The organism is Myxococcales bacterium, from assembly GCA_016717005.1.
Classification (GTDB): Bacteria; Myxococcota_A; Polyangia; order Haliangiales; family Haliangiaceae; genus UBA2376.
Genome location: JADJUF010000039.1, coordinates 1,211,509 through 1,235,720, shown reverse-complemented (window position 1 = coordinate 1,235,720; position 24,212 = coordinate 1,211,509). Strand labels below are relative to the sequence as shown.

Genomic DNA, 24,212 nt, shown 5'->3' with positions numbered 1-24,212 from the left:
AGGTTCTTGGTGCCGATCAGGTAGGCGTCGGTGACGAGCGCCGGATCGCCCAGCCCGAGCGCCGTCGCGATCCGGGCGCGGGTCTCCTCGCGCGCCTCGGGGGTGAGCGCCGCCAGCGCGGCCCGGGCCTTGCCGGGCACCGGGTCGGCGATGTCGAGGCCGCCGATCTGGTAAGCGCGCTCGAGCTCAGCCTGGCGCTTCTTCCAGTCCTGCTCGCGGGCGCTGGCCAGCGCCGCGGTGCCCTGGTTGTAGTTGTCGAGCTTCTGCTGCTCGGCCGCCAGCTTCTCGCGGGCGCGGTCGAGCAGCTTGTTCTGCTCGTTGAGCTGGATCGCTGCAGCTGCTGCTCGTACTCGGGCCGGAACCGGACCGCGCGGATCAGCACCGCCTGGGCCTCGAGGTTGAGCGGCCCGAGCGCGTCGTTGAGCATGGTCAAGGCCTTGTCGGAGATCTCGAGCCGGCGCTCGGTCTTGTAGAACCCGACCGAGTCGAGGTTGGCCAGCTCCTCGCGCAGCACGCTGACCGCGGTCTGCTCGGCCAGGCGCATGTAGCGGAACCGCCCGTCGGGGTCCTTGCTGTGGTTGCCGGCCTTGACCACCTCGTTCGCGCGCCCGGGCTTGATCCGGACCGGCACCGAGACGTCGAGCGTGACGTTGTTGTTGTCCTTGGTGCGGATCGCCAGCGGCTCCTGGGGCCCGGCCGTGTCCCCGGTGTAGTCGAGGAAGAAGTAGGTCGAGGGCAGATAGGTGAGCTTGTGCAGGCCGGGGATGCGCACGCGCCAGCCAGGCCCGAGGTCGTCGGCGTCGACGCCGCTGGCGGCGCTGCGGCGCACGCCGATCTGGCCGGGCTCGACCTTGGTGAAGAAGATCCACGGCACGATCCACAGCGCGAGCGCGCCGATGACGATGACCTTGGCGACGAGGATGAGCGACTTCACTGGGCACCTCCGAGCCGCTCGACCTGGAGCCGCGACGGCGCGCTGTCGTTGGACCACGGCTGGATGTCGATGACGACGCCCTCGAGCCGCTCGCCGAGGCGCTCCATCACGCGCTCGACCGGCTGGACCCGGAACGCGTCGATCTCGGCCTTCTTCGAGGCGTACTGCGCCTCGAGCTGGCCCTTGAGCTCGATCGCGCGCTGCCGCGACGCCGACAGCGTCGCCTCGCCGCCGGCGACCTTGTCGATCTTGGTGGTGTCGACCGCGCGGTGGGTCTCGGTCTGGGCCGCGACCGCGGTGGCCAGCGCGGCCTCGAGCTCGGCGCGCTTCTCCTGGATGATCTTGTTCTGATCGCGATCGACCTCGGCCAGGCGCCGGCTGCGCTCGGTCTCGGCCCGCTGCAGGTTCGAGTCGATCACCGACAGCTCGTTCTCGGTCTGGTTGCGGGACTCGATCAGCTCCTCGTACTCGTTCGAGAACCGCGGCCGCGGCGTGACGATGCTGGTCACCTCGAGGCCGTGGTGGACCAGCAGCTGGTTGATCCGGCTGCGGGCCCGCTCGGTGGCCTGGCCGAACGTGGTCGGGTTGGACACGCTGATCGTCGACTCCTTGCCGAACTCGTCGCGCAGGATCGAGCGCGCGTAGGGCAGCATCCACATCCGGTAGCGGTTGCCCTCGCCGGCGTCGGCGATGACCCGGGCGCCCTGGGTCGGGATGACCCGGAACAGGATCGTCGTGTCGTTGAACACGAAGTTCGAGCCGTCGGACGCGCGCACGGTCAGCTCGTCGACGTTGAGCGGGTCGATGTACTTGGTGCCCTTCATGTGGAAGGTCTGGGGCGCGGCCTCGATCGTGTAGACCGTGTGGATGCCGAACGGCAGGCGCAGGATCAGCCCGGGCTGGGTGATGGTCTCGACCGCGCCGGTCAGGTTGTTGACCCGGACCGCGACGTGGCCGGGCTCGACGGTGACGCACGAGCGCATCCCGATGACGAGCAGCACGAGCGCGGCCGCGACGAGCCACAGGCGCGCGCGGTTGCCGCCCAGCGAGCGCATCGCTGCCTGGGCGCGCGCGCGCGGATTGTCAGAGCTGGACATGAGTAGCCTTTCGGGCCGTGGACCGGCCTTCCCCGGCGGCAGGATAGCGGATCTCGGCCGGCGCGGGGTAGGCTGCGCCCGGTGCGCGCCCGCCTCGCCGCGATCCGTCGCAGCCTGCCGGACGCGTTCTGGGTGGTGTGGCTGGGGACGCTGGTCAACCGCGCCGGCGGCTTCGTGCTGCCGATGCTCGGCTACTACCTGACCGCCGAGCGCGGCCTCACGCGCGGCCAGGCGGTCGCGATCGCGACCTGCCACGGCGTCGGCATGATGGGGGCGGCGCTGATCGGCGGGGTCCTGGCCGACCGCATCGGCCGGCGCGCGACGATGGCGCTGTCGCTGTTCGCGGGCGCGGTGATGCTGCTGGCGCTGGCCGAGGCCCGCGATCCGACCGCGATCGGCGCGGCCGCGGCGGCGCTGGGGCTGGTCGGCGATCTGTACCGCCCCGCGGTGATGGCGTTCGTCAGCGACGTGGTGCCGGCGGCCGACCGCCCGCGCGCCTTCGGCGTCCTGTACTGGGCGATCAACCTCGGCTTCACGATCGCGCCGCTCGCCGCCGGCGCCATGGCCGGCTGGTCGTACCGGGCGCTGTTCATCGGCGACGCCGTGACGATGGCGCTCTACGGCGTGATCGTCCTGGCGTGGGTGCCCGAGACCCGGCCGGCCGTGGTGGTCGCGCCGACGGCGCCGCGGGTGTCGCTGGCGACGGTCCTGACCGATCGGGTGTTCATGATCTTCGTCGGGCTGATCCTCGCGACGACGCTGGTCTTCCACCAGTCGACGGTGACGCTGTCGCTCCACCTCGAGCACGCCGGCTACGCGACCTCGACCTACGGCGCGATCATCGCGGTCAACGGCGTCCTGATCATCGTCGTGCAGCCGTGGGTGACGGCGTGGCTCGGCGGCCGCGCCAGCGCGCCGGTGCTGGCGGTGGCGGCGGTGCTGTGCGGCGTCGGCATGGGCGGCCACGGCCTCGCCACGACCGTGCCGCTGCACGCGGTCGCGGTCGCGGTCTGGACCTCGGGCGAGATCATGCAGTCGCCGTTCTTCGGCAGCGTGGTCGCGACCCTGGCGCCGCCCGAGGCCCGGGGCCGCTACCAGGGCGTGTTCGGGCTGTCGTCGGGCGTGGCCGCGATGCTGGCGCCGGTGACCGGGCAGGTCACCGTCGCGGCGTTCGGGCCGCGGGGGCCGTGGGCGATGTGCGCGGTGCTCGGCGTGCTCGCGGCCATCGGGCTGCTGGCGACCGCCCGCGGTCGCGCCGCGCGCGGCGTGCGCTGAAGCACCGCGGTCCGGGAGTTGCGTCGCCGGCCGGCACCGTCGACCATGGACCGATGCCGGCACTGTTGCGCCGCGGTCTCGAGACGCTGGTCCGCCCGTTCCCGGCGGCCGAGGTGACCGCGATCGGCGCGGAGGGCGATCCTGCGGCGGCCGGGGTCACCGCCGGCGACGTCGACGCGATCTGGCGCGCCGCGGTCGGCGCCTACGAGTCCGGCCTGTACCCGGCGCTGGCGCTGTGCGTCCGGCGGCGCGGCCACGTGCTGATCGATCGCGCGATCGGCCACGCCCGCGGCAACGGCCCCCACGACGCCGCCGACGTGCGCAAGGTCGCCGCCCGCACCGACGGGCTCTACTGCATGTTCTCGGCGTCGAAGATGGTGACCGCGATGCTGGTGCACCTCCTCGAGGAGCGCCACCTGGTCCACCTCGACGATCCGGTCGCGCATTACGTCCCCGAGTTCGGCAAGAAGGGCAAGCACCGGATCACGCTGCGCCACGTGCTGACCCACCGCGCCGGCATCCCGCGCATCCCGTCGCAGCTCGCCGATCCCAACCTGCTGGGGCGGCCGGCCGAGATCCTGGCGCTCCTGTGCGAGCAGTCGCCGGTGTGGCGGCCCGGGCGGCGCCTCGGCTACCACGCGCTGACCGGCGGCTTCATCCTGGGCGCGGTGATCGAGCGCGTCACCGGCCGCGACGTGCAGCAGTTCCTGCAAGACGAGATCGCGCGGCCGCTCGGGCTCAGCAGCTTCGGCTTCGGGGTGGCGCCGGACCGGCTGCGCGACGTCGCCGAGAACGCGTTCACGGGGCCGCCGGTGGTGCCGCCGCTGGCCGGGTTCATCAAGCGGGCGCTGTCGGTCGGGTTCGCCGACGCGGTGCGGATCTCCAACGACCCGCGGTTCCTGCACGCCGTGATCCCGGCCGGGAACATCTGCACCAGCGCCGGCGACGCCGCGCGGTTCATGCAGCTCTTGCTCGACGGCGGCGAGCTCGACGGCACCCGCGTGTTCGCGCCGCGCACGATCGCGCGCGCGGTCGCCGAGCAGAGCTACCTCGAGCTCGATCTCACGCTGGGCGCGCCGATCCGCTACGGCGCCGGGTTCCTGCTCGGCTCGAACGTCACCAGCCCGTTCGGCCTCGGCACGCCCAAGGCGTTCGGCCACCTCGGCTTCACCAACGTGTTCGTGTGGGCCGACCCCGAGCGCGACCTGGCCGCGGCGCTGCTCACCACCGGGAAGCCGGCGCTGTCGCCGGGGCTGGCGTCGCTGTGGTGGCTGCTGACGACGATCGCCCGGCGGATGCCGCGCGACGGGCGGCGCACGATCAAGGGCGCCTGACCCGATTCGCCAGGGCGCGCGTGTCACGGGCTGAGGCGCGGCGGCCACACTGGCGCGCCGCTGGTGGCGCGCAGGTGGCCGGAATCGCGTCGGGGGCGGCGGTGCGGGCCCCTGGAATTGCGCTTGCAAGCCTGCGTGGCGATGCGCTCGCTCCTCGCGCTCGCCCTCGCCGTCGCCCTCGCCGTCGGCCTGCTCTCGGGCTGCGACACGCTCGACTGCGCCGACGGCGGCGCGCTCCAGGCGTCGTTCGACGACGGCACCGGCGCGGCGGCCACGGCCAACCGCGACGCGTTCGCGCAGGGGCGGCGCGCCGGGCTGGCGTTGACCCGCGCCGACGGCGAGGACGAGGGCCGCGCCGACGGCTACCGCGCGGGCTACGCCGACGGCTTCGCCGGCAGCTACGCCGACGGCTACGCGGTCGGCTGGCGCGCGGGTGGCGCCGCGGGCTCGGGGCCGGGCTGCGACGACGGCGTCGCGGCCGGCGTCGCCGACGGGTGGCAGGACGCCTACGACGCGGCGTGGTCGGCGGCGTGGAGCGACGGCTACGCGCCGGGCTGGGACGACGGATGGACCGCGGGCGCGGCGACCTGCAGCTCGACCTTGCGCGCCGGCGACCGGCCCGATCCCGAGGACGTCGCCGCCTGCTACCAGCGCGGGTACCAGGCCGAGGTCGATCCGTTCGCGTACGAGCGCGGGCTCGCCGAGGGCAAGCGCGCGAACCCCGAGTTCCAGGCCGGCTATCAGGTGGGCTACGCCGCCGGGTGGCCCGCCGGGCAGGTCGACGGCGCCGCCGCCGGCTATCAGCCCGGCTACGACGATGGCTTCGGCGCCGGCTGGGATGACGCCTACGCCGCCGCGTACACGAGCTGCTACCAGCAGGCGTACCCCGACGGCTACGCCGACGGCTACGACCGCGGCTACGCCGACGGCTGGCCGGCCGGCTACGACGAGGGCTACCGCGCCGGCTACGACGAGGGCGCGCGCTGCTAGCGCACGCCGTCGACGAAGGCGTCAACGGTCCACGCCGCCGCCGCGACCGAGCCGGCGGGTGGTGCGCCTGCGTTCATCCCGGCGCGAACGTGATCTCGATCCGCGGCCGACGGTCGAGCGCGAGCACGAACGACAGCGCGTCGTGGCCGCGGCGGGCCTGCACGATCAACGCGTAGCTGCTGTGGCGGCCGGTGACGGTCCAGCCGGCGCGCGCGACCTGCGCTGTCATCGCCATCAGCCGCGCGATCGTGACGACGGCGCCGCCGTCGTAGGCGAACACCAGGTGCGTCATCGACGGCATGCAGTGCGCGGTGCACGCGCCGAGCGTCACCGTCGGGCAGCCGGGCTCGGGCACCTCGGGCGGCACCACCGGCGCCGACGCCGGCGCCGGGCAGGTCGCGGGGCGCGCGGTTGCGGTCGCGGCGGTGGTCGCCACGGTCAGGACGGCGGCCAGCCACGGGGTCGGCACGAGGGCGCTCATGCCCTGCTTGTCATCGCGGCGGCGTCAGGTGTCGCGCCGCGCGCAGCTCACGGTGCGCCGACCTCGCGGGCGACCACCAGCGCGACCAGGCGCGCGCCCAGGGCGACGTACGGGATCGTCAGCGTGGCGGCGGTGTCGGTGGCGGCGTGGTAGTACGGGGTGGTGTCGCCGGACGCGAACTCCTCGCTGACGCCGACCGCCGGGAAGCCGCGCTCGCGGAACGCCTGGTGATCGGTCGAGCCCGTGGCGGTCTCGTCGACGCCCACCCCGAGCGTGGTCGCCGCGGCCTGGTACTGCGCCCACAGGGTCGGCGTCGGCAGCTCGATCTCGAACCGGCGATCGCCGTCGCCGTCCCAGCCGAGCTGATCGAGCGTGTGGACCGCGGTGACGTCGGCGCCGGTCTGGCGCAGGCGGTTCGCGAGGTAGGTCGAGCCGATCAGGCCGATCTCCTCCTGATCGAACAGCACGAACTGGATCCGGCGATCGCGGCAGGCGACGTCGCGCAGCATGCGCGCGACCGCGAGCGTCGTGGCGACGCCCGAGGCGTTGTCGTCGGCCCCGGGGCTGCCGGCGACGGTGTCGAGGTGGGCGCCGACGATCACCAGCGCGGCCCCGGCGCCGCTGGTCGCGGGCAGCTCGCCGACGACGTTGGCGCCCTGGCCGTAGTCGTCGAGGGACGCCGCGAGCCCGAGGCCGGTCAGCTCGGCGGTGAGGAACGTCCGGGTCGCGGCGCGCCGCGTGGCGGTCGCGCGATCGGTCAGGCGGACGCCCGGCGCGAGCTCGGCGGCGCCGGTGAGCTTGGCGATGGTCGAGGTCAGGTAGGCGTCGAGCCAGGCCGGCGCCGCGGTCGGCGCCTGGCACGGGTCGGCGTCGGGCGCGCCGCCGTCGTCGTCGGCGCCGCCGCCGTCGGGCCCGTCGGCGCCCTCGGCCGCGCACGCCGCGGCCAGCGCCAGCGCCAGCGCCGCGAGCGTCCTCACGACCGCGGGCGCTTCGGCGTCGGCGGGGCGCTGAAGTCGGCGCGCGCCTCGACGTGGAAGTGATCGTAGTGGCTGGCGGGATCGTTGCGCGGCGTCAGCACCGTGCGGAACCCACCCGAGTCGTTGAGGTACGCCTCGACCGCGAGCAGCAGCGGGTCGTCCTTGAGGTAGTCGTCCTGCACGACCGCCTTGTGGCCGGTGTCGTCGACGATCGCCCGCACGTCGACGGCGAGGCCGAGCGCGTGCCGCGACAGCGCCTTGAGCACCTTGCCGCGCGTGCGCACCGGCGTGTAGCCGTAGATGCGCGAGAAGTGCAGCTCGCGGACGCCGCGGGCGTGGAGCTCCCGGCCGTGCATCGTCAGCGCCCGCGCGAGCTGGCAGTCCATCACGAACGGCGGCCGGCGGAACGTCGGCACCAGCTTGACCCCGCCGAACACCATCGCCGGCACGGTGATCGGCGTCGCGATCTTGCGCGCGGCCGTGGCCGGCTTCCAGGCCACGCCCAGCCGCGACAGCTCGGTCGTGCAGGCCTTGCCCGCGGCGCGCATCGTCTTCGAGGGCGGCCACGTCCAGCCGTCGGGCATGTTGGCGGGTCGCCGGGGCGCGCGGCGGGTCGCGTGCGCGCGCTTGTGCTTGGGCTTGGGCCGGCGGGCCTCGGCGTCGTCGACGAGGATCCCGAGCGCGAGCAGCGCGGCGAGCACGGCGATCAGGCGGGGCGCCACCGCCGCACCGTACTACGCGGCCCGCGCGCGGGCGCGGCAAAACCGGCGCGGCGGAACTTCGGTCGCCCCCGGCCCGACCAGGCGGAGCCGCGGCGGTACCCTCGCGCCATGGACACCGAGCAGCTCGAGGCCTTGGCGCTCTCCGACGATCGCACCACCGCGCTGGCGCAGCTCGTCGCCGGCAGCGAGGACCACGACTACTGGCGCGCGATCGACCTCCAGCACCGCGGCGCGCTGGCCGAGGTCGACGCGATCCTCGCGACCTGGCCGAGCCACCACGGTCACACCGACCGGTTCCAGCGGCTGCAGCGGCGCCAGCGCTTGCTGCTCGCCGGCGTCGATCTCGCGCGGCACGCCGCCGCGCTGACCGACGAGCTCGGCGTCAGCCACGAGCACCAGCCCGAGACCGAGACCGCGGCCCAGCGCTACCCGAGCGTGCTCGCGCCGACGCGGATCGACGAGGCCGCGCTGGTGGCGCAGGCGCTGGCGCGCGGGCCTGGGCTCGACGGCCTGACCGCGTGGGGCCGCCACGGCCTCGATCCGCGCACGCTCGACGCGACCCGGCGCCGGCAGTACCTCGAGCGCCTCGAGCGCGCCGGGCTGCCCGGGCTGGTCGAGGCCATCGACGACGATCTCGGCGAGCGCTCGTCGCGCGGGTTCGGGTCGCTGCCGATCCACCACCAGCTCACCGCCGCCGACCTCGCCGCGCTGGCGGCGCGGCGGCCGACGCTGCGCGCCGATCCGGCCTGGGTCGCCGCGACGGTCGCGCGCCTGCGCCCGGCCGACCACGTCGACTGGAGCGACGACGTCGACGCGCGGATCGCGTACCTCGACGCCGTGCTCGCGGCGCTGGCGCCGCTGCCGCAGGTGTTCGCGCCCCACCGCGCGCTGGTGCTGTACCACCGCCTCGCGTGCGACCTGCGCACCGGCCAGTTCGACCGCGCGCGGCTGCGCGCGTACCTGGCGCTGCCGCGCTCCGGCGCGAGCGCGAACCGCGCCATCACCGAGCGCTACCAGGCGGGCACGCTGGTCGCGATCGACGGTGGGTTCATGACCGCGGTCGGCCTGCCCGCGGTCGGCGACGATCTGGCGGTGGTGCGCCCGTACGTGCACGCGCTCCTGCGCGACGACGACGGCGCCGACCTGGCCGAGCTGCTCGACGGCGGCTGGCTCACGCGCGCCCGGGCCGAGGTGCGCCTGCTCGCGGGCGCGACCGATCCGCGCTGGGCCGGTCAGCTCGGCGCCGACGCCGTGGCGGCGCTGCGCGACCGGGTCGACCTCGAGCTGGCGCCGACCAACCCGAGCCGCTGGGGCCGGGACGGCGAGGTCGCGGTCACGGTCGCGATCAAGAACGTGCCGACGCTGCGGGTGCGGGTCTTCCGCATCAACACCGCGGCCTGGTTCCACGCCCACGGCGCCGACGTCGATCCGGCGATCGACCTCGACGGCCTGGCCGCCGGCTGGGAGGAGACGCGCGAGCTGCCCCAGGCGCCGATGGTGCGCCACGACCTGCGGCTGGCGCTGCCGGCGTGCGCCGAGCCCGGCGTCTACGTGGTCGAGCTGATCGGCGGCGGGCGCGCCAGCCGCGCGCTGATCCGCCGCGGCGACCTGCGGTGCGCGACCCGGCCGACCGCGGCCGGGATCGCGGTCGACGTCGTCGACGAACGCGGCCAGGCCTGCCCCGGCGCCAGCGTGTGGATGGGCGGCCGCGCCTACCCGGCCGGCGCCAGCGGCGCGATCACGCTGCCGTTCTCGACCCGGCCGGGCTCGACGCCGGTGCTCCTGGTCGACGGCGACGTCGCGGTCGCGGCCCGGGTCGAGCTGCGCGCCGAGACCTACCAGTTCACCGCGGCGTGGCTGCTCGATCGCCAGGCCGTCATCCCGGGCGAGACCGCGCGCGCGGTGGTCCGGCTCGATCTCGCGATCGGCGGCGCGCCGGTGTCGCTGGCCGTGCTCGAGGACGCCTACGTCGAGATCGCGACGACCGATCGCCGCGACGTGACCGCCAAGCAACGCCAGCCGCTGGTCGTGGGCGATCCGCGCGACGCCGTCGTCGAGATCCCCGTGCCGGTCGACGTCCGCGACATCGCGCTCGCGGTCGGCGGGCGCGTGCGCGTGGTGTCCGAGCAGCGCACGATCGACGTGCGCGCCGACCACGCGATCAGCGTCGGCACGATCCACGCGGGCCTGGCCACCGGCGCGGTGTACCTGCGGCCCGGCGCCGACGGCCTGCGGCTGGTCGCGCTGGGCAAGTCGGGTGAGGCGCGCGGTGGCCGGGCGCTGGCGCTGCGGCTGCGGGCCCGCGCGGTCACGCAGCCCGTCGACGTGGTGCTGGCCACCGACGAGCTCGGCGAGGTGTTCCTGGGGCCGCTGCGTGGGATCGAGGCCATCAGCGCGACGCTCGGCGACGTCACCCAGGAGTTCCGGCTCGACGCGCTGGCGCCGACCGCGCCGACCGCGCAGATCGTCGCGGCCGGGACCGAGGTCGTCGTGCTGGTCGCCACCGCACGCGGGGGCGAGGCGCTCGCGGCCCAGGCCTGGTCGCTGGTCGAGCTGCGCGGCGGCGTGCCGACCCGCGACTGCGCGGCCCAGGTGCGGGCCGAGCCCGGTCGGCTGATCGTGTCCGGGCTCGCGCCGGGCCGCTACCGCGCGTGGGCCGCGGGCGTCGACCACGACCTCATCGTCGTGCCGGCCGCGACGCCGGTCGCCCGGGGCTGGGCCGCGCTGCCCCACGCGCTGGTCGAGATCGCCGCGCGCCGGCCGACCACGGCGACGGTCACGGGGACCGCCGCTGGCGACGTCGAGATCGCGATCAGCGACGCGTCGCCGCACACGCGCGTGCACGTGCTCGCGTCCGCGCTGGCGCCGGCGCCGGCGGCCGACCCGCGCCTGACCGCGACCGTGCGCGGGCCGCAGCAGCACGGGGGCGCGCTCGGGCGCGCGACCTACCTGTCGGGCCGCGACATCGGCGACGAGTACCGCTACGTGCTCGACCGCCAGCGCCAGGGCCGCCGCGCCGGCGTGCTGCTCGACAAGCCGTCGCTCTTGCTCAACCCGTGGGCGCTGCGCGCGACCTCGACCTCGGTCCAGGAGGCGCGCCGGGGCGGCGGCTATCCGTCGCCGGCCCCGGCACCGTCGGCGCCGATGCGGGCCGCGAGCATGGCCGGCTACGGCGGCGCCCAGGCGGCGTCGATCGATCCGGCGTTCGCCGCCTACGACTTCCTGGCCGCGGGGCCGATCGTGCTGGCCAACCTCGCGCCCGACGCCGACGGGACGCTCACCGTCGCCGCGGCGGCGCTCGGCGCCGCGACCCAGGTCCACGTGGTCGTCGTCGATCCGTCGGCCACCACCGCCCACCGGCTGCAGCGCGCCGGCGCGCCCCTGGCCGTGCGCGATCTGCGCCTGGCGAGCCCGCTGCCGCTCGATCGCCACGTGCGCGAGGATCGGCGCCTCGTGGCGGCCCCCGCCGGCGCCGCGATCACCGTCGTCGATCGTGCGACCTCGCGGGTCGAGCTGGTCGACACCGTCGACAAGCTCTACCGGGCGCTGTGCGCGCTGTCGGGTGACGCCACGCTCGCGAGCTGGGACTTCCTGGCGCGGTGGCCGTCGTTGCCCGAGGCCGAGCGCCTGAGCCTGTACTCGCGCCACGCCTGCCACGAGCTGGCGCTGTTCATCTACGGCAAGGACCGACCGCTGTTCGATCGGGCGATCAAGCCGTACCTCGCGGCCAAGCTGCACCCGACCTTCATCGATCGCTGGCTCACCGACGCCGACCTGCGCGCGGACCTCGAGCCGTGGCGGCTGGCGCGGCTCAACGCGCTCGAGCTGGCGCTCCTGGCTCGGCGCCACCCCGAGGTCGGGCCGCTGGTGCATCGGCGTCTCGCCGACGCGGTCGAGCTGCTGGCGCCGGACCCGGGCGCCGACGATCGGCTGGTCGACACGATCGTCGCCGGCGGCGCGCTGGCCGGCGACGGCCTCGCCGACGAGTTCGCGGCGGCAGAGGCCGAGCCGATGCTGGAGCTGGCGCGGGGGATCACGACCGAGGGCGTCGGCGGGCTCGGGGGCGGCGGCGCCGCGGCCAAGGCCAGGCCCAAGGCCAAGAAGGGCGCGATGCGCAGTCGCAGCGCCGACCGCGCCGACGACGACGAGTCGGACGACGTGGTCGAGCGCGAGGAGCAGGCGCCGCTGTTTCGCGCCGCCGATCGCACCCAGGAGTGGGCCGAGCACAACTGGTGGCAGCGCCGGGTCGAGTCGGTGGACGCGGCGCTGATCCCGGCGGCGCGGCTGTGGCGCGACCTCGCCGGGCACCCGGGCGGTCGGTTCCTGTCGCCGCACGTCGTCGACGCGGCGGCGAGCCTGCCGGCGGCGATGGCCGCGCTGGCGTTCATCGATCTGCCGTTCGCCGCGGCGCGCCACGCGGTGGTCGCGGCCGGCGCCGGCGCCACGCTCACCGCCGGCAGCGACGCGATCGCCGCGGTGATCGAGGTCGCGGCCGTCGCCGGCCCGCCCAACCAGCAGGTGCTGATCGGCCAGAGCTACTTCCGCGCCGACGACCGCTGGACCTGGGACGGCGCCGAGCAGATCGAGAAGTACGTCACCGGCGAGCTCCTCGTCGGCGTGGTCTACGCCTGCCAGATCGTCGTCACCAACCCGACCAGCCGGACCCAGCAGCTGGCGGTGCTGCACCAGATCCCGGTCGGCGCGATCGCGGTCGGCGGCGCCATCGCCACCGCCACGACCCGCTGCCGGCTCGAGCCGTACCAGAGCACGACCGTCGAGTACCCGTTCTACTTCCCGCGCGCGGGCGGGTTCGATCACTACGGCGCCCAGGTCACGCGCGCCGCCGGCGCCGAGCCGGTGCTGATGGCCGCGATCGAGCCGCGGCGCCTCATAGTGGTCGCCGTGCCCAGCACGGTCGACGCCGGGTCGTGGCCGCACCTGGCCCAGCGCGGCTCGCTCGACGAGGTGTGCCACTTCCTCGCCGAGCGCAACCTCGGGCGGGTCGACCTCGAGGCGATCGCCTGGCGCTGTCGCGACCGCGCCGCGTTCGAGCGCATCACCGCGGCCCTGGCCGGCCGCGGCGTCCTCGACGCCACGCTGTGGTCGTACGCGCTCGTGCACCACGACCGCGTCCGCGCCGGCGAGTGGCTGGCCGCGCTCGGCGCCGACCTCGGCGACGTCGGGCCGACGTTCGCCAGCCCGCTGGTGACGTGGGAGCCGGTCGAGCGCGCGACCTACCAGCACCTCGAGTACGCGCCGCTGATCAACGCCCGCGCCCACCGCCTCGGCGATCGCCGCACGATCCTCAACGACGGCCTGGCCCGGCAGTGGCAGCAGTTCCTCGAGCAGGTCGGCCACCGGCCGCGCCCGCGCGCCGAGGACTTCCTGGCCGCGAGCCACTACCTGTTCGCGATGGATCGCCCCGACGACGCGATCGGGTACCTGGCCCGGGCCGACGACGGCGACGCCCCGGCCGCGCTCCAGCGCGACTACCTGCAGGCCTACGCGGCGATCGTCGCTGGCGACCTCGCCGCCGCGCGCGCGCGGATCGCCGCCCACCTCGAGCACCCGGTCGATCGCTGGCGCACGCGCTTCGCGGCGCTGGCCGCGCTGCTCGACGAGGCCGGCGGCGCCGCGGCCGCGCCGGTGACCGATCCCGACAGCCGCGAGCAGGCGCTGGCGGCGGCCGCGCGGCAGACGCCCACGGTCGCGGTGCGCGTCGACGGCGACGCGGTCGTGCTCGACCACGCCGGGGTCGAGCGGGCGCAGGTCCGCTACTACCGCATGGATCTCGAGCTCCTGTTCTCGCGCCAGCCGTTCTTCGGCGCCGACGGCGGGCGGTTCGGGTTCATCGCGCCCGGACGGGTCGACGAGGTCGAGCTGGCGGCGGTCGGGCCGACCCGGTGCCCGCTGCCGGTCGAGCTGCGCCGCCACAGCCTGGTCATCGAGGCCGTCGCCGGCGGCGCCCGGGCCGCGACCACGCACTTCGCCCACGAGCTCGCCGTCACCGTGACCGCGCCGTACGGGCGCGTGCAGGTCCGCCACGCCGGTACCGGCGCGGCCCGGACCGCGGCCTACGTGAAGTGCTACGCGCGCCTGCGCGGCGGCGCGGTGCAGTTCTACAAGGACGGCTACACCGACCTGTGCGGGCGCTTCGACTACGCGACCCTGTCGACCGACGACCTCGATCGCGTCGAGCGGTTCGCGCTGCTGGTGGTCGACGACGCCGCTGGGGCCACCGTGGTCGAGGCGACGCCGCCGGTGCGGTGACCGCGCGGGTCAGGTCCGGGTGCGGGCGGTGTGGACGATCGCGCTGCTGACCACCGCGGCGGCGTCGACCACCGAGGCGACGCCGACGGTGCGCTGACCGCGCCGGTCAGTTCGGGGTGCGGGCGGGGGTGGCCGATCGCGCTGCTGACCACCGCGGCGGCGTCGACCACCGAGGCGACGCCGCCGGTGCGGTGATCGCGCGGGTCAGGTCCGGGTGCGGGCGGGGGTGGCCGATCGCGCTGCTGACCACCGCGGCGGCGTCGACCACCGAGGCGACGCCGCCGGCGCGGTGCCGGCGCCGGTCAGGTCGGGGTGCGGGCGGTGTGGACGATGGCCATCGACACCGCGGTGTCGACGTCGGGCGCGAACGCCAGCCGCCCGGGGATGCGCTTGATGCCGGCGCGCTCGACCAGCGCCCGCGGCTCGGCGCCCAGGCCGGCGACGATGACCTTGCGGCCGTCGCGGCCGAGCTGGTCGAGCATCGACTCGAGCGCGACCAGGCCGGTCGCGTCCATCACGTCGACCTTCGTCATCGACAGGATCAGGGTCCGGGTGTCGCCGCCGATGGTCTCGAGGGTCTCCATCGCGAGGTGGGCAGCGCCGAAGAACATCGGCCCGGCGATCTCGTACATCCGGACGCCGGGCGGCATGTCGAACCGCTCGGCGGCCCCGGTGTCGAGCGTGACCTTGGTGAGCACGGCCATCCGGCGCATGAACAGCAACGCCGCGAGCATGACGCCGACCGACACCGCGATCACCATGTCGAACACCACGGTCAGCGTGAAGCAGGTCAGCAGGACCAGCACGTCGCTGCGCGGCGCGATCCGGATCAGCCGCACGAAGTGCCGGACCTCGCTCATGTTCTTGGCGACGACGAACAGCAGCGCCGCCATCGCCGCGAGCGGCAGGTAGGCCATCAGCGGCGCCAGCGCGATCGTGCAGGCCAGGATGAACAGCGCGTGGACCACCGACGACAGCGGCGAGCGCGCGCCGGCGCGGATGTTGGTCGCGGTGCGGGCCAGCGCGCCGGTGCAGGCGATGCCGCCGAAGAACGGGCACACCATGTTGCCGACGCCCAGCGCGATCAGCTCGGCGTTGGGATCGTGCTTGGTGCCGGCCATGCCGTCGGCGATCACCGCCGACATCAGCGACTCGATGGCGCCCAAGACCGCGATCGCGAACGCCGACGGCAGGAGCTCCCGGATGAGCCCGTAGGTCAGGCTGAAGGGCTGGCCGTGGGCGTCGCCGAGGTGCCACGGCAGGACCGGCAGCGGCGGCAGCGGCGGGATGCCGTGGACGGTCTCGCCGTCGATCACGACCGTGAACGTCGAGCCGATCGTGTTGGCGTGGAAGCCGTCGATCAGGTGGGCCAGGAGCGCGGTCAGGCCCGCGGCCGCGACCATCGCCAGGAGCGGCGCCGGGACGCGCTTGATGATCCGCGGCAGGCCGATCAGCAGCGCCAGCGTCACCCCGCACACCAGCGCGTCCCAGCCGCTGGCGCTGGCGCGGCCGTCCCAGAGCGCGCCGAGGAAGTCGATCGTGCCGTGGGGCTTGCCGGGCAGGTGGATCCCGAACGCGTCGCGCAGCTGGATCACCGCGATCACCACGGCGATGCCGGCGGTGAAGCCGGTCGTGACCGGGTGGGGGATGAACTGCATCAGCTTGCCGAGCCGCGCGACCCCCCATGAGCACGAGGATCACGCCGGCCATGAAGCCAGCGACCAGCAGCCCGCCGACGCCGTGGCGCGCGACGATCGGCTCGAGGATGACGACGAACGCGGCGGTCGGCCCGGTGATCTGCATCCGGCTGCCGCCGAGCAGGGCGCAGACGATGCCGGCGATGATCGCGGTGTAGAGGCCGTGCTGGGGCGCGACGCCGGTGGTCTTGGCCAGCGCCATCGACAGCGGCAGCGCGACGATGCCGACGACCAGCCCGGCCATCGCGTCGGCCCGCAGGTCGGCCAGCGTGTAGCCCTCCTTCAGGCGGCTGCGCAGCGCCGAGCCGAGCTGATCCTTGATGCCGTAGGCGAGGGCGAGCTGCGAGCGCACCGCATCAGTGAGCTCGTCGACGTACCGCATCAGCCGGCGGACCATAACGCACGCGCTCGGGCGTGTCACGAAACCCCGACGCGGCCGGTTGACACAGCGCGCCCCGCCTGCGACCTGAGCACATGTCGGCACCGGTCTCGCCGGGCGAGTACGCCACGACGCTGCGCGCGTGGCTGGAGGAGGCCGCGCGCGCGGATCCGCACCTGCGCCGCTTCGGCGCGCGGCGCCACCGCTACCAGCTCGCGCCGCCGCTCGCGCCCGCGCGCCTCGACGCGCTCGAGGCGACGATCGGCCAGCGGTTGCCCGACGGATACCGCCGCTTCGTCGGCGAGGTCGGCGGTCACGGCGCCGGGCCGTTCCACGGGCTGTGGCCGCTCGATCACCCGGCGCAGCTCGCGCACGCGCGCGGCGCGTTCGACCCGGACGTCGCGGGCCGGGCCGCCTACCGCGGCGTGGTCGCGCTCGGTCACCTCGGGTGCGGTCAGCTCGCGCTGCTCGTGGTCGGCGGCGCGCGCGCCGGGCAGGTGTGGATCGACGCGCGCACCTGCGCGGGCGCGATCGCCGCGGTCGCGCCCGACTTCGACGCGTACTACCTCGCGTGGGTCCGGGCCATCGCGCGCAACCAGCTGGTGCCGGGCGCCGCCGCGCCAGGCGCGTGCCCGCTGCCGCGCGCGCTGTCGCACTACCTCGGCGCGATCGAACGACGCGCGGGCATCGCGCCGGGCGCGCTCGATGGCGACGCGCTGCGCGCCGCGTTCGCGGGGCTCCCGCCGGCCGCGATCCGGTGCGAGGCCAGCGGCGACGATCCGTACCTGCCGGTGGGGACCGCGCTCGATCCGTGCCCGACCTGCGCCGTGATGCTGGCGCGACTCGAGGGGCTCGGGCTGGCCCCAGATCGGCTCGCGGACGGCCAAACCTGGCCTCCAGAGGACTGGTTTTCGGTCCCCGAATGATGCCGTAAGCTACTGAAATGAAAGTGTATTGACTCGATGACAGGGCCCCGCAAGCCGTGCATCGAGCCTAACGTATTGAAATGTATATCCTGTGGCGCCTCGGCCGGGCCGCAGCGGTGGCCTGCCGGCGCCAAGAAACGGTCTCGGAGGCGATGTCGAGGGCCATTTTCGAGGGGATCTCTGAGGTATAACATGTTGATATTAAAGAGTTAATAGGCGATCGAAAGAGTGGCGCCGGCACCAGCCCGCGATACTCTTTGAAGGTCCCGATGGCAACGAACCTCGCCGCCCAGCACCGACCCGGTTTCTACCCTCAACCGAACGAGTGGACCTGCGGTCCGTTCGCGCTCAAGCACGCCTTGGTCGCGCTCGGCCGGGCGGTCCACGCCAGCGAGATCGCGAAGACCGCGCGCACCCACTGGTGGAGCGGGACCAACGAGATCCGCCTCGCCCGCGCGGCGCGCTCCTTCGACTGCGACCTCGTGCTCGAGCGATCGCGCGACGCCGAGGAGGCCCGCAAGCGGCTGGTCAAGGTGCTGCGCGAGGACCAGGTGCCGGTGCTCTTGTGCGTGGACGGGTGGACGCACTGGATCACCGTGGTCGGGGTCGAGGGCAACCGCTTCCTGGTGATCGACTCCGAGCAGGATCCGGTGCTGACGATCCACACGTGGCCGCAGCTGCGCGTCCGGTGGCACTACGACGACGTCGACTTCGATCGCGAGCGCCCGCCGGTGCTCTACGACCTGCACGCGATCCGGCCGCGGTTCCACGCGCCGATCAAGGCCGACTTCTCGATCGACCGCATCAAGTTCCTGCGCCGGCCCGAGAACCGCAGCCTGGCGATGTACTGGAACGAGTACCTCGAGGACCTGCTCGAGATCTGCAAGCCGGCCGGGCGCCTCACCAATCCGATCTCGATGGCCGAGTTCCTGCGGCGGCACCAGGAGCTGATCGTGTCGCGGGTCGTGTTCTGGCACGGCGACGTCGATCGCGACGGCATCGTCAAGATCCTCAGCAACCTGCGGTTCGTGTCCGAGACCTACGGCCTGGTCATCCCGGCGGCGTCGACCCGCCGGGCCGCGGCCGATCTCGCGATCCTCGTGACGATGTGGACGTGCGCGGTCCGCGGCATCGACGAGATGTACGGCATGGGCCTGGGCGCGGTCGGCGGCAAGCAGGGCCTGCGGCGCTCGCTCAAGCTCCAGGCCGAGCGGCTCAACAAGGTCGTCCGCCGGCCGCGCGCGGCTAGCCGCCGATAAGGCGCGCGACCAGGTCGGGCCGCAGCGCGAGGGCGTCGATCGCGGCGTCGAGGCTGGTCGTGCGCGCGGCCGCGAGCTGGCCCCGGACCTCGGCGTAGCGCACGCGCAGGCGGGCGTCCTCGGCGGTCCGCCAGTCGGCCGGGCGCAGCTGCTCCTCGGGGCCCATGAACGGCTCCTGGATCGCGATCACCTCGGCGTGGGTCAGGCCCGACGTGAGGATCCAGTCGAGCAGCGGCCCGTCGGTGACGTCGGCCAGGCGGATGAAGTTGTCGGTGCGCGCGACCTTGGCCACCAGCGCGTGCGCGCCCGCGCGATCGATCATGGTCGCCGCCGCGCACAGGTGGCCCTCGCGGTCGCGCCAGACGTTGCGGCTGCCGGGGCCGTCGAAGTTGTGCGGGAAGCGGCCGCGGCTGACGTAGCGCGCGAACGCGCGGACGTTGCGATCGCGGCGCTTGGCGAGGACCGCGCGCAGCCGCGCGCGGGCGGCGTCGGACAAGGTCGGGCGGTACTCGAGGTCCCGGTCGGCGGAGTCCTGGACCGGGGCGCGGGCCTCGGCGGCGTCGGCGGGCGGGGCGGCGAAGCCGCGAGCGAGGGCGGGCGTGGCGGCGGTGGTGAGGAGCGTGAGCGAGAGGGCGAGGTGGGCGAGCCGGCGGATCATGTCGAGTTCCTCCTGGACCGGGCGACGAAGGTGAGGGGTCGTGGTCCGTGGAGAGACAAACGCAGCCGCGCGGCCGGCGATCTACGCCAGGTCCGCATCTTCGCTGACGAAATTCTGAGGCGGCCCGCGAGAATCTGACGGCGTCCGTTACGGCCACGGCGCGAGGAGGTCGAACGCGCGCTCGGCGTCGCCGAGCTCGAGCCGGGTCGCCAGATCGATCGCCGCCAGGCGCTCGGCGGCGCCGTCGTCGCCACCCAGCACGCGACCGCGGCGCGCGCGGGCCGCGGCGACCACCGCCATCAGCCCCGCGGCCTCGGCGGCGCTGACCGCCTCGTCGAGCAGCGCGCGCGGGTCGCCGCCGCCGTGGGCCACGATCGCGGCCTCGGTCAGCGCCGCGGGCCCGGTCATCGACGCCATCCCACGCATCGCGCGGGCGTCGACCGCGGCCTCGGTGAGGCGCCCCACGCCGAGCAGCGCCGGCGCGCGCACCGCGAGGATCGTGCTCTTGTTCTGGTCGGTCGCGAGCACGCGCGTGCGCGTCAGGTGGGGCCAGGCCTCCTCGAGCCGCGCCAGCGCCAGATCGTCGCGGCCCCGGAAGCGATCGATCGTCGTCGCGGCCACCAGCTGGCGCGCGAACGAGGTCGGCGCCTGCGCGCGCGGCCACTGCTGCATGGTCGCGGCGAGCTCGGCGTGCAGCGCGTCGGGATCGGCGCCGGCGATCAGATCGACGACGATGCCGGGCCCGGTCTGCGCGCACAGCCGCGCGAAGCGGTCGTCGGTGCTGTCGGCCACCCGCACCAGCGCGCGGCGGCGGCGCGCGAGCTCGCCCCACTCGCCCAGCCAGTAGGTCGCGACGATCCCGAAGTAGTCGGCGACGTGCTGGTCGAACGCGACGCCCGCGACCGCGGTCCGGAACATCGCCGAGGCCTGGTCGCAGTGGAGCCGCGTGGCCCGGTAGTCCGCGCGCAGGAGCGCCGCGACGCCGGCGGCGAGCTCGACCAGCGCCAGCGCGGCCCGGTCGCGGGCCTGGGTGGCGAACGCCCGGGCCTGGGCCAGCGCGTCGCGCACGCGGCGCTCCTGGCTGGGGCCCCGCGCCGCGAGCAGCACCGCGTCGAGGCTGATCGCCCGCGCGGCGTGGCCGGGGCTGCCGCTGTCGAGGGCGTAGCGCACCGCGCGGCTGGTGAACCAGGCCGCGCGCACCGTGTCGAGCATGGTCAGGCCGTTCGACAGCGACAGGCACGCGTCGGCGCGGCCGAGGTCGATCGCCGACGTCGACCTCGCCAGGACCAGGCCGCGCCAGCGGTTGCGGATGCGCTCCATCGTGATCTTGCCGAGCACCCGGCTGTGGCTGACGTCGAGGTCGAGCCCGAGCGAGGTCGCGACCCGGCGGGCCACGCGCACGCCGTCGTCGATGCGGCCGCTGCGCAGGAAGTGCTCGGCCGCGAGCCGCTCGAGATCGATGCGCTCGTCGCCGTCGGCCGCCTGGCTAGCAGCCAGGTATGCCTCGGCCGCCCGCTCGCCCGCGCCCGCGCCGGCGAGCGCCTCGGCCAGCTGCCGGCGCAGGCGCAGCGGCGCCCCCGGCGGCGCGCGCGTCAGCACCAGCTCGCACAGCATCGCGGCGCGCCCCATCGCGAGGGCGTCGCGCGCGCGCTCGACCAGGGCGCCCGCCGCGGCGGCCGCGCGCTCGCCGTCGCCGGCGGCGACCCAGTGCTCGATCTCGCGCGGGTCGTTGGGCGTGTGCTCGGCCAGGACCCCGGCCAGGAGCCGGTGCTCGGTCGCCAGGGTCGGATCGCCGGCGGCGCGCTCGACCGCGCGCGCGACCAGCTCGTGGACCAGCTCGCAGGTGTCGTCGCGGGTGACCCCGGCCACGCGCACCAGCGCCCGCTCGATCAGGTACTCGAGGATGTTGGCCAGCGTGTCGTCGCTCATGTCGAGCGCGTCGCTGATCTGGCCCTGGGTGACCGCCTCGCCCGCGGCCGTGATCATGCGCAGCACGCGCGCCGGATCGGTGGCGAGGCTGCCCACGCGGCGGGTCAGCAAGGTCTCGACGTCGTCGGTCGTGGCGCCGGGGTCGCTGGCCAGCTGCTCGGCGAACATCGGGTTGCCGGCCGCGGCCAGGCCGATCCGGCGGCCGGCCTCGGCGTCGTTGGTCAGCCGGGTCGCGAACGCGATCATGTCGTCGTCGGGCAGCGGCGCGACGTCGAGGAAGCGCAGCCGGATCGGCAGCTCGCGCAGGCGCGCCAGTCGGTCCTGGGCCGAGGTCGGCAGCGCCGCCGCGGTCCGGACGCAGAACACGACCATGCACGGCGGCGACGGATCGCGCAGCGTGTCGAGCAAGAGCGCGAAGCTGTCCGCGGTGGCCCACTGGGCGTCATCGAGGATCGAGATGACCCGCTGCGACCGGGCGATCCCGTGCAGGAGCGCGCGCAGCGCGTCGACCGCGGCGCTGGTGACCTCCTCGGGCGGGTCGGCGCTGGGCCCGGCGATCTCGGCGACGCGCTCGAACGACGGGAACACGCGGGCCAGCGCCTCGGCGCCGTCGGGCACGACCGCGGCGCGCTCATCGGGCGGCAGCGCCTCGAGGTAGCTGGCGAGCGCGTCGATCAGCGCGTCCCAGGCGTTGTAGCGCAGGTGTTCGCGCGGGGCGCAGCGGCCGATCGCGACGACGTGCCCGCGGGCGGCGGCCGCGTCGGCGAACGCGTTGAGGATGGCGCTCTTGCCGACGCCGGCGGCGCCGCGGACCAGGTACAGGGTCGTCTGATCCGCGCGGCCCAGGTCCTCCGTCGCGGCCAGGAGCGCGGCCAGCTCGTCGCGCCGGCCCACGAGCTGGCGCGGGCTGCTGGTCACGCGTCGCCGCCGCGGGGTCCGCGCGGTCGCGGAGCCGAGCGCGAGCGCGACCACCCGGGCGCTGGGGCGGTCGGCGGGGTCGCGGGCCAGCATCGAGGCCACGAGGTGATCGAGATCCGGCGGGACGCCGCGGACCAGGCTCGCGACCCGCGGCGCGTCGCGCTCGGTCTTCGCGACCAGGATCTCGAGCGGGGCGCCCTCGAACGGCGGGTGCCCCGTCAGCAGCTCGAACGCGGTCGCGCCGAGCGCGTAGACGTCGAGGGCCGGCGTAGGCGCGCCGCCGTGGACGAGCTCGGGCGCGATGTACTCGACGGTGCCGGTCAGCTCGAGGCGCCCGCCGCCGATCGGCACCGCCAGGCCGAGGTCGAGCAGCACCACCCGACCCTCGCCGGTCACGGCCACGTTCGAGGGCTTGACGTCGCGGTGGACCACGCCGGCCTGGTGCAGCGCCGCCAGGGCGCCGGCGAGCTGGACCACCGCGGCGCGGGTCCGCTCGACGCGGGCCGCGCCGATCCAGGACGACAGATCGACCCCGTCGATGTACTCCATGGAGAAGCACAGCGACCCGGCGTGCTCGAACAGCTCGCCCAGGCGGACCAAGCTCGTGTGCTTGATCGCGGCCGCGACCCGGAACTCGTGCTTGATCCGGTCGATCGTCGCGGGCGAGCGTTCGTGGAACAGCTTCACCGCAACGGTGCGACCGAACGCCTGATCGAACGCCTCGAAGACCAGGCCCATGCCGCCGGAGCCGAGCTCGCGGACCAGCTCGAACCGATCCGGTAGGATCCGGTCCTGATCTCCGTCCATTGCCAGACCAGCGTCTTGCGACCGGCGGATGAAGTCAATCTGCGGGCCGCGGCGACCGACGATGTCCGCGGGGGAAATCCTATTAGATTCTAGGAGGTTGATGGATGCGACGGGGCGTGGGATTCACCGTTGCGCTCCCCATGAGAATCCTGCCCGTAGCGACCCGGTGGAACAGCCGCGCCCCAAGGCCATCACGCCCCGAGGCCCCGTCACGCGCGCGCGCCTCCCGCTCAGAACGGGATGTCGTCGTCGGGACCGCCGCCACCGCCGCCCGGGCCACCACCGCCGAAATCCGGCTCGGGCGGGGGCGGACCGTCGTCGGCGCCGCGGCCCTTGCCGCCGCCGGCACCACCCTCGCGACCGCTCGACAGGAACTGCACGTCGTTGGCGATCACCTCGGTGATGTAGCGCTTCTGACCTTCCTTGTCGTCGTAGGTCCGGGTCTGGATGCGCCCCTCGATGTACACCTGCCGGCCCTTGGCCAGGTACTTGGCGCAGATCTCGGCGGTCTTGCCCCAGACCACGACGCGGTGCCACTCGGTCCGTTCCTGGCGCTGCCCGTTCTTGTCCTTCCAGCTCTCGCTGGTCGCGACCCGCAGCTCACATACGCCGGCCCCGCTCGGGGTGTAGCGCATGTCCGGGTCGGCCCCGAGGTGTCCGATGAGGATGACTTTGTTGACTCCGCCAGCCATGGGTCAGCTCCTTGAAACCGGGCTGTAGCACGGTCGTATGACACTTGAGGTCGGGGCCCGGCCAGGGCTACAACCGCCCGGATGTACCAGCAGTTGCGCGTCGCCGTCGTGATCCCGGCCTACAACGAGGAGCGGGCGATCGGCGAGGTGGTCGCGCGCGTCCCCGCGTACGTCGACCAGGTGCTCGTCGTCGACGACGCCTCGGCCGACGCGACCGCCGACCACGCCCGCGCCGCCGGGGCGGTCCGGGGCGCGACCGAGGTGCTCGTCCACGATCAGAACCGTGGGGTCGGCGGCGCGATCGTCACCGGCTACCGCCGCGCGCTGGCGCTGGGCGCCGACGCGATCGCGGTCATGGCGGGCGACGGCCAGATGGACCCGGCCGATCTGCCGGCGCTGCTCGATCCGATCGCCGCCGGCGTCGCCGACTACGTCAAGGGCAACCGGTTCCGGCACCCGGAGGTGTGGAGCGCGATGCCGCCGGCGCGGATCGTCGGCAACCTGGTGCTGTCGGCCGCGACCAAGGTGACCTCGGGCTACACCCACGTGTTCGACTCGCAGTGCGGCTACACCGTCGCGTCGGCGGCGGCGCTGCGCGCGATCGACCTCGACCGCGTGTTCCCGCGCTACGGCTACCCCAACGACCTGCTCTCGCACCTGCACACCGCGGCCATGCGCGTGCGCGACGTGCCGGTGCGGCCGGTCTACGGCCCGGCGTGGAAGAGCGGCATCAACCTCGGCACCGCGCTGCACCCGATCCCGTGGGTGCTGTTCCGCTCGTGGAGCGCGCGGGTGGCGACCGAGGCCCGGGCTCGCTGGCGCGCGCGCGCCTGATCGCGCCGCGGGCGCGGCGGCGGCCGCGGTGTC

The 24,212-nt window shown here is 74.6% G+C and carries 15 protein-coding genes and 1 pseudogene; 7 read left to right on the top strand and 9 right to left on the bottom strand.

The annotated features are described in order from the left end of the window. Nucleotides 1-16: 16 nt before the first annotated feature. Together IPL61_36230 and IPL61_36225 are read right to left on the bottom strand one after the other, a co-directional pair. Complete coding sequence (locus IPL61_36230) at nt 17-934, bottom strand: SPFH domain-containing protein (protein MBK9036641.1); 918 nt, start codon at nt 932-934, stop codon at nt 17-19. Continuing rightward, entirely contained in the window at nt 931-2,031 is a 1,101-nt protein-coding gene (locus IPL61_36225; GenBank protein MBK9036640.1) for a hypothetical protein, read from the bottom strand. The genes IPL61_36230 and IPL61_36225 overlap by 4 nt, the downstream gene beginning before the upstream one ends. 81 nt (nt 2,032-2,112) lie before the next feature. Here IPL61_36225 and IPL61_36220 point away from each other — a divergent pair, with 81 nt between their 5' ends. From IPL61_36220 to IPL61_36210, 3 genes are all read left to right on the top strand, one after another. Continuing rightward, the gene (locus IPL61_36220) at nt 2,113-3,306 is read left to right on the top strand and encodes an MFS transporter (protein ID MBK9036639.1); all 1,194 of its coding nucleotides are present in this window, start codon (nt 2,113-2,115) and stop codon (nt 3,304-3,306) included. Between the two features lie 53 nt (nt 3,307-3,359). Then, nucleotides 3,360-4,640, top strand: coding sequence for a beta-lactamase family protein (locus tag IPL61_36215; protein MBK9036638.1), 1,281 nt, complete (start codon nt 3,360-3,362; stop codon nt 4,638-4,640). 141 nt (nt 4,641-4,781) lie between these two features. Continuing rightward, complete coding sequence (locus IPL61_36210; protein MBK9036637.1) at nt 4,782-5,630, top strand: hypothetical protein; 849 nt, start codon at nt 4,782-4,784, stop codon at nt 5,628-5,630. Between the two features lie 73 nt (nt 5,631-5,703). Here the strand turns inward: IPL61_36210 and IPL61_36205 are convergent, their stop codons facing one another. Genes IPL61_36205 through IPL61_36195 form a run of 3 tightly spaced genes read right to left on the bottom strand, consistent with a single transcriptional unit; the run spans nt 5,704 to nt 7,810 of the window. Continuing rightward, nucleotides 5,704-6,111: a hypothetical protein gene (locus IPL61_36205; protein MBK9036636.1), complete on the bottom strand. Its 408-nt coding sequence runs from the start codon at nt 6,109-6,111 to the stop codon at nt 5,704-5,706. 47 nt (nt 6,112-6,158) lie between these two features. Beyond that, complete coding sequence (locus tag IPL61_36200; GenBank protein MBK9036635.1) at nt 6,159-7,088, bottom strand: M20/M25/M40 family metallo-hydrolase; 930 nt, start codon at nt 7,086-7,088, stop codon at nt 6,159-6,161. Further along, nucleotides 7,085-7,810 carry an extensin family protein gene (locus tag IPL61_36195; GenBank protein MBK9036634.1) on the bottom strand — a complete coding sequence of 242 codons (726 nt, stop codon included), beginning with the start codon at nt 7,808-7,810 and terminating at the stop codon, nt 7,085-7,087. The genes IPL61_36200 and IPL61_36195 overlap by 4 nt, the downstream gene beginning before the upstream one ends. 108 nt (nt 7,811-7,918) lie before the next feature. Between IPL61_36195 and IPL61_36190 the strand changes: the two genes are divergently transcribed. Beyond that, entirely contained in the window at nt 7,919-14,080 is a 6,162-nt protein-coding gene (locus IPL61_36190) for a hypothetical protein (protein ID MBK9036633.1), read from the top strand. Nucleotides 14,081-14,382: 302 nt separating this feature from the next. On the opposite strand, the pseudogene dauA reads toward IPL61_36190, so the two are convergent. Next, a pseudogene (gene dauA, locus IPL61_36185) lies at nt 14,383-16,159 on the bottom strand (C4-dicarboxylic acid transporter DauA). Nucleotides 16,160-16,251: 92 nt separating this feature from the next. Between dauA and IPL61_36180 the strand changes: the two are divergent. Together IPL61_36180 and IPL61_36175 are read left to right on the top strand one after the other, a co-directional pair. Beyond that, a complete protein-coding gene (locus tag IPL61_36180; GenBank protein ID MBK9036632.1) occupies nt 16,252-17,082 on the top strand; it encodes an SMI1/KNR4 family protein in 831 nt (276 codons plus the stop codon). A gap of 269 nt (nt 17,083-17,351) precedes the next feature. Next, nucleotides 17,352-18,341, top strand: coding sequence for a hypothetical protein (locus IPL61_36175; protein MBK9036631.1), 990 nt, complete (start codon nt 17,352-17,354; stop codon nt 18,339-18,341). Here IPL61_36175 and IPL61_36170 read toward each other — a convergent pair. From IPL61_36170 to IPL61_36160, 3 genes are all read right to left on the bottom strand, one after another. Then, nucleotides 18,328-18,999, bottom strand: coding sequence for a hypothetical protein (locus IPL61_36170; GenBank protein MBK9036630.1), 672 nt, complete (start codon nt 18,997-18,999; stop codon nt 18,328-18,330). The two genes, IPL61_36175 and IPL61_36170, sit on opposite strands and share 14 nt — an antisense overlap. 147 nt (nt 19,000-19,146) lie before the next feature. Further along, nucleotides 19,147-22,653, bottom strand: coding sequence for a serine/threonine-protein kinase PknK (locus IPL61_36165; GenBank protein ID MBK9036629.1), 3,507 nt, complete (start codon nt 22,651-22,653; stop codon nt 19,147-19,149). A 230-nt stretch (nt 22,654-22,883) separates the two neighbouring features. Then, nucleotides 22,884-23,345 (bottom strand): single-stranded DNA-binding protein, encoded by a 462-nt coding sequence (locus IPL61_36160; GenBank protein ID MBK9036628.1) that lies wholly within the window; start codon nt 23,343-23,345, stop codon nt 22,884-22,886. An 81-nt stretch (nt 23,346-23,426) separates the two neighbouring features. Here IPL61_36160 and IPL61_36155 point away from each other — a divergent pair, with 81 nt between their 5' ends. After that, nucleotides 23,427-24,179: a glycosyltransferase family 2 protein gene (locus IPL61_36155; protein MBK9036627.1), complete on the top strand. Its 753-nt coding sequence runs from the start codon at nt 23,427-23,429 to the stop codon at nt 24,177-24,179. The last annotated feature ends 33 nt before the right edge of the window (nt 24,180-24,212 follow it).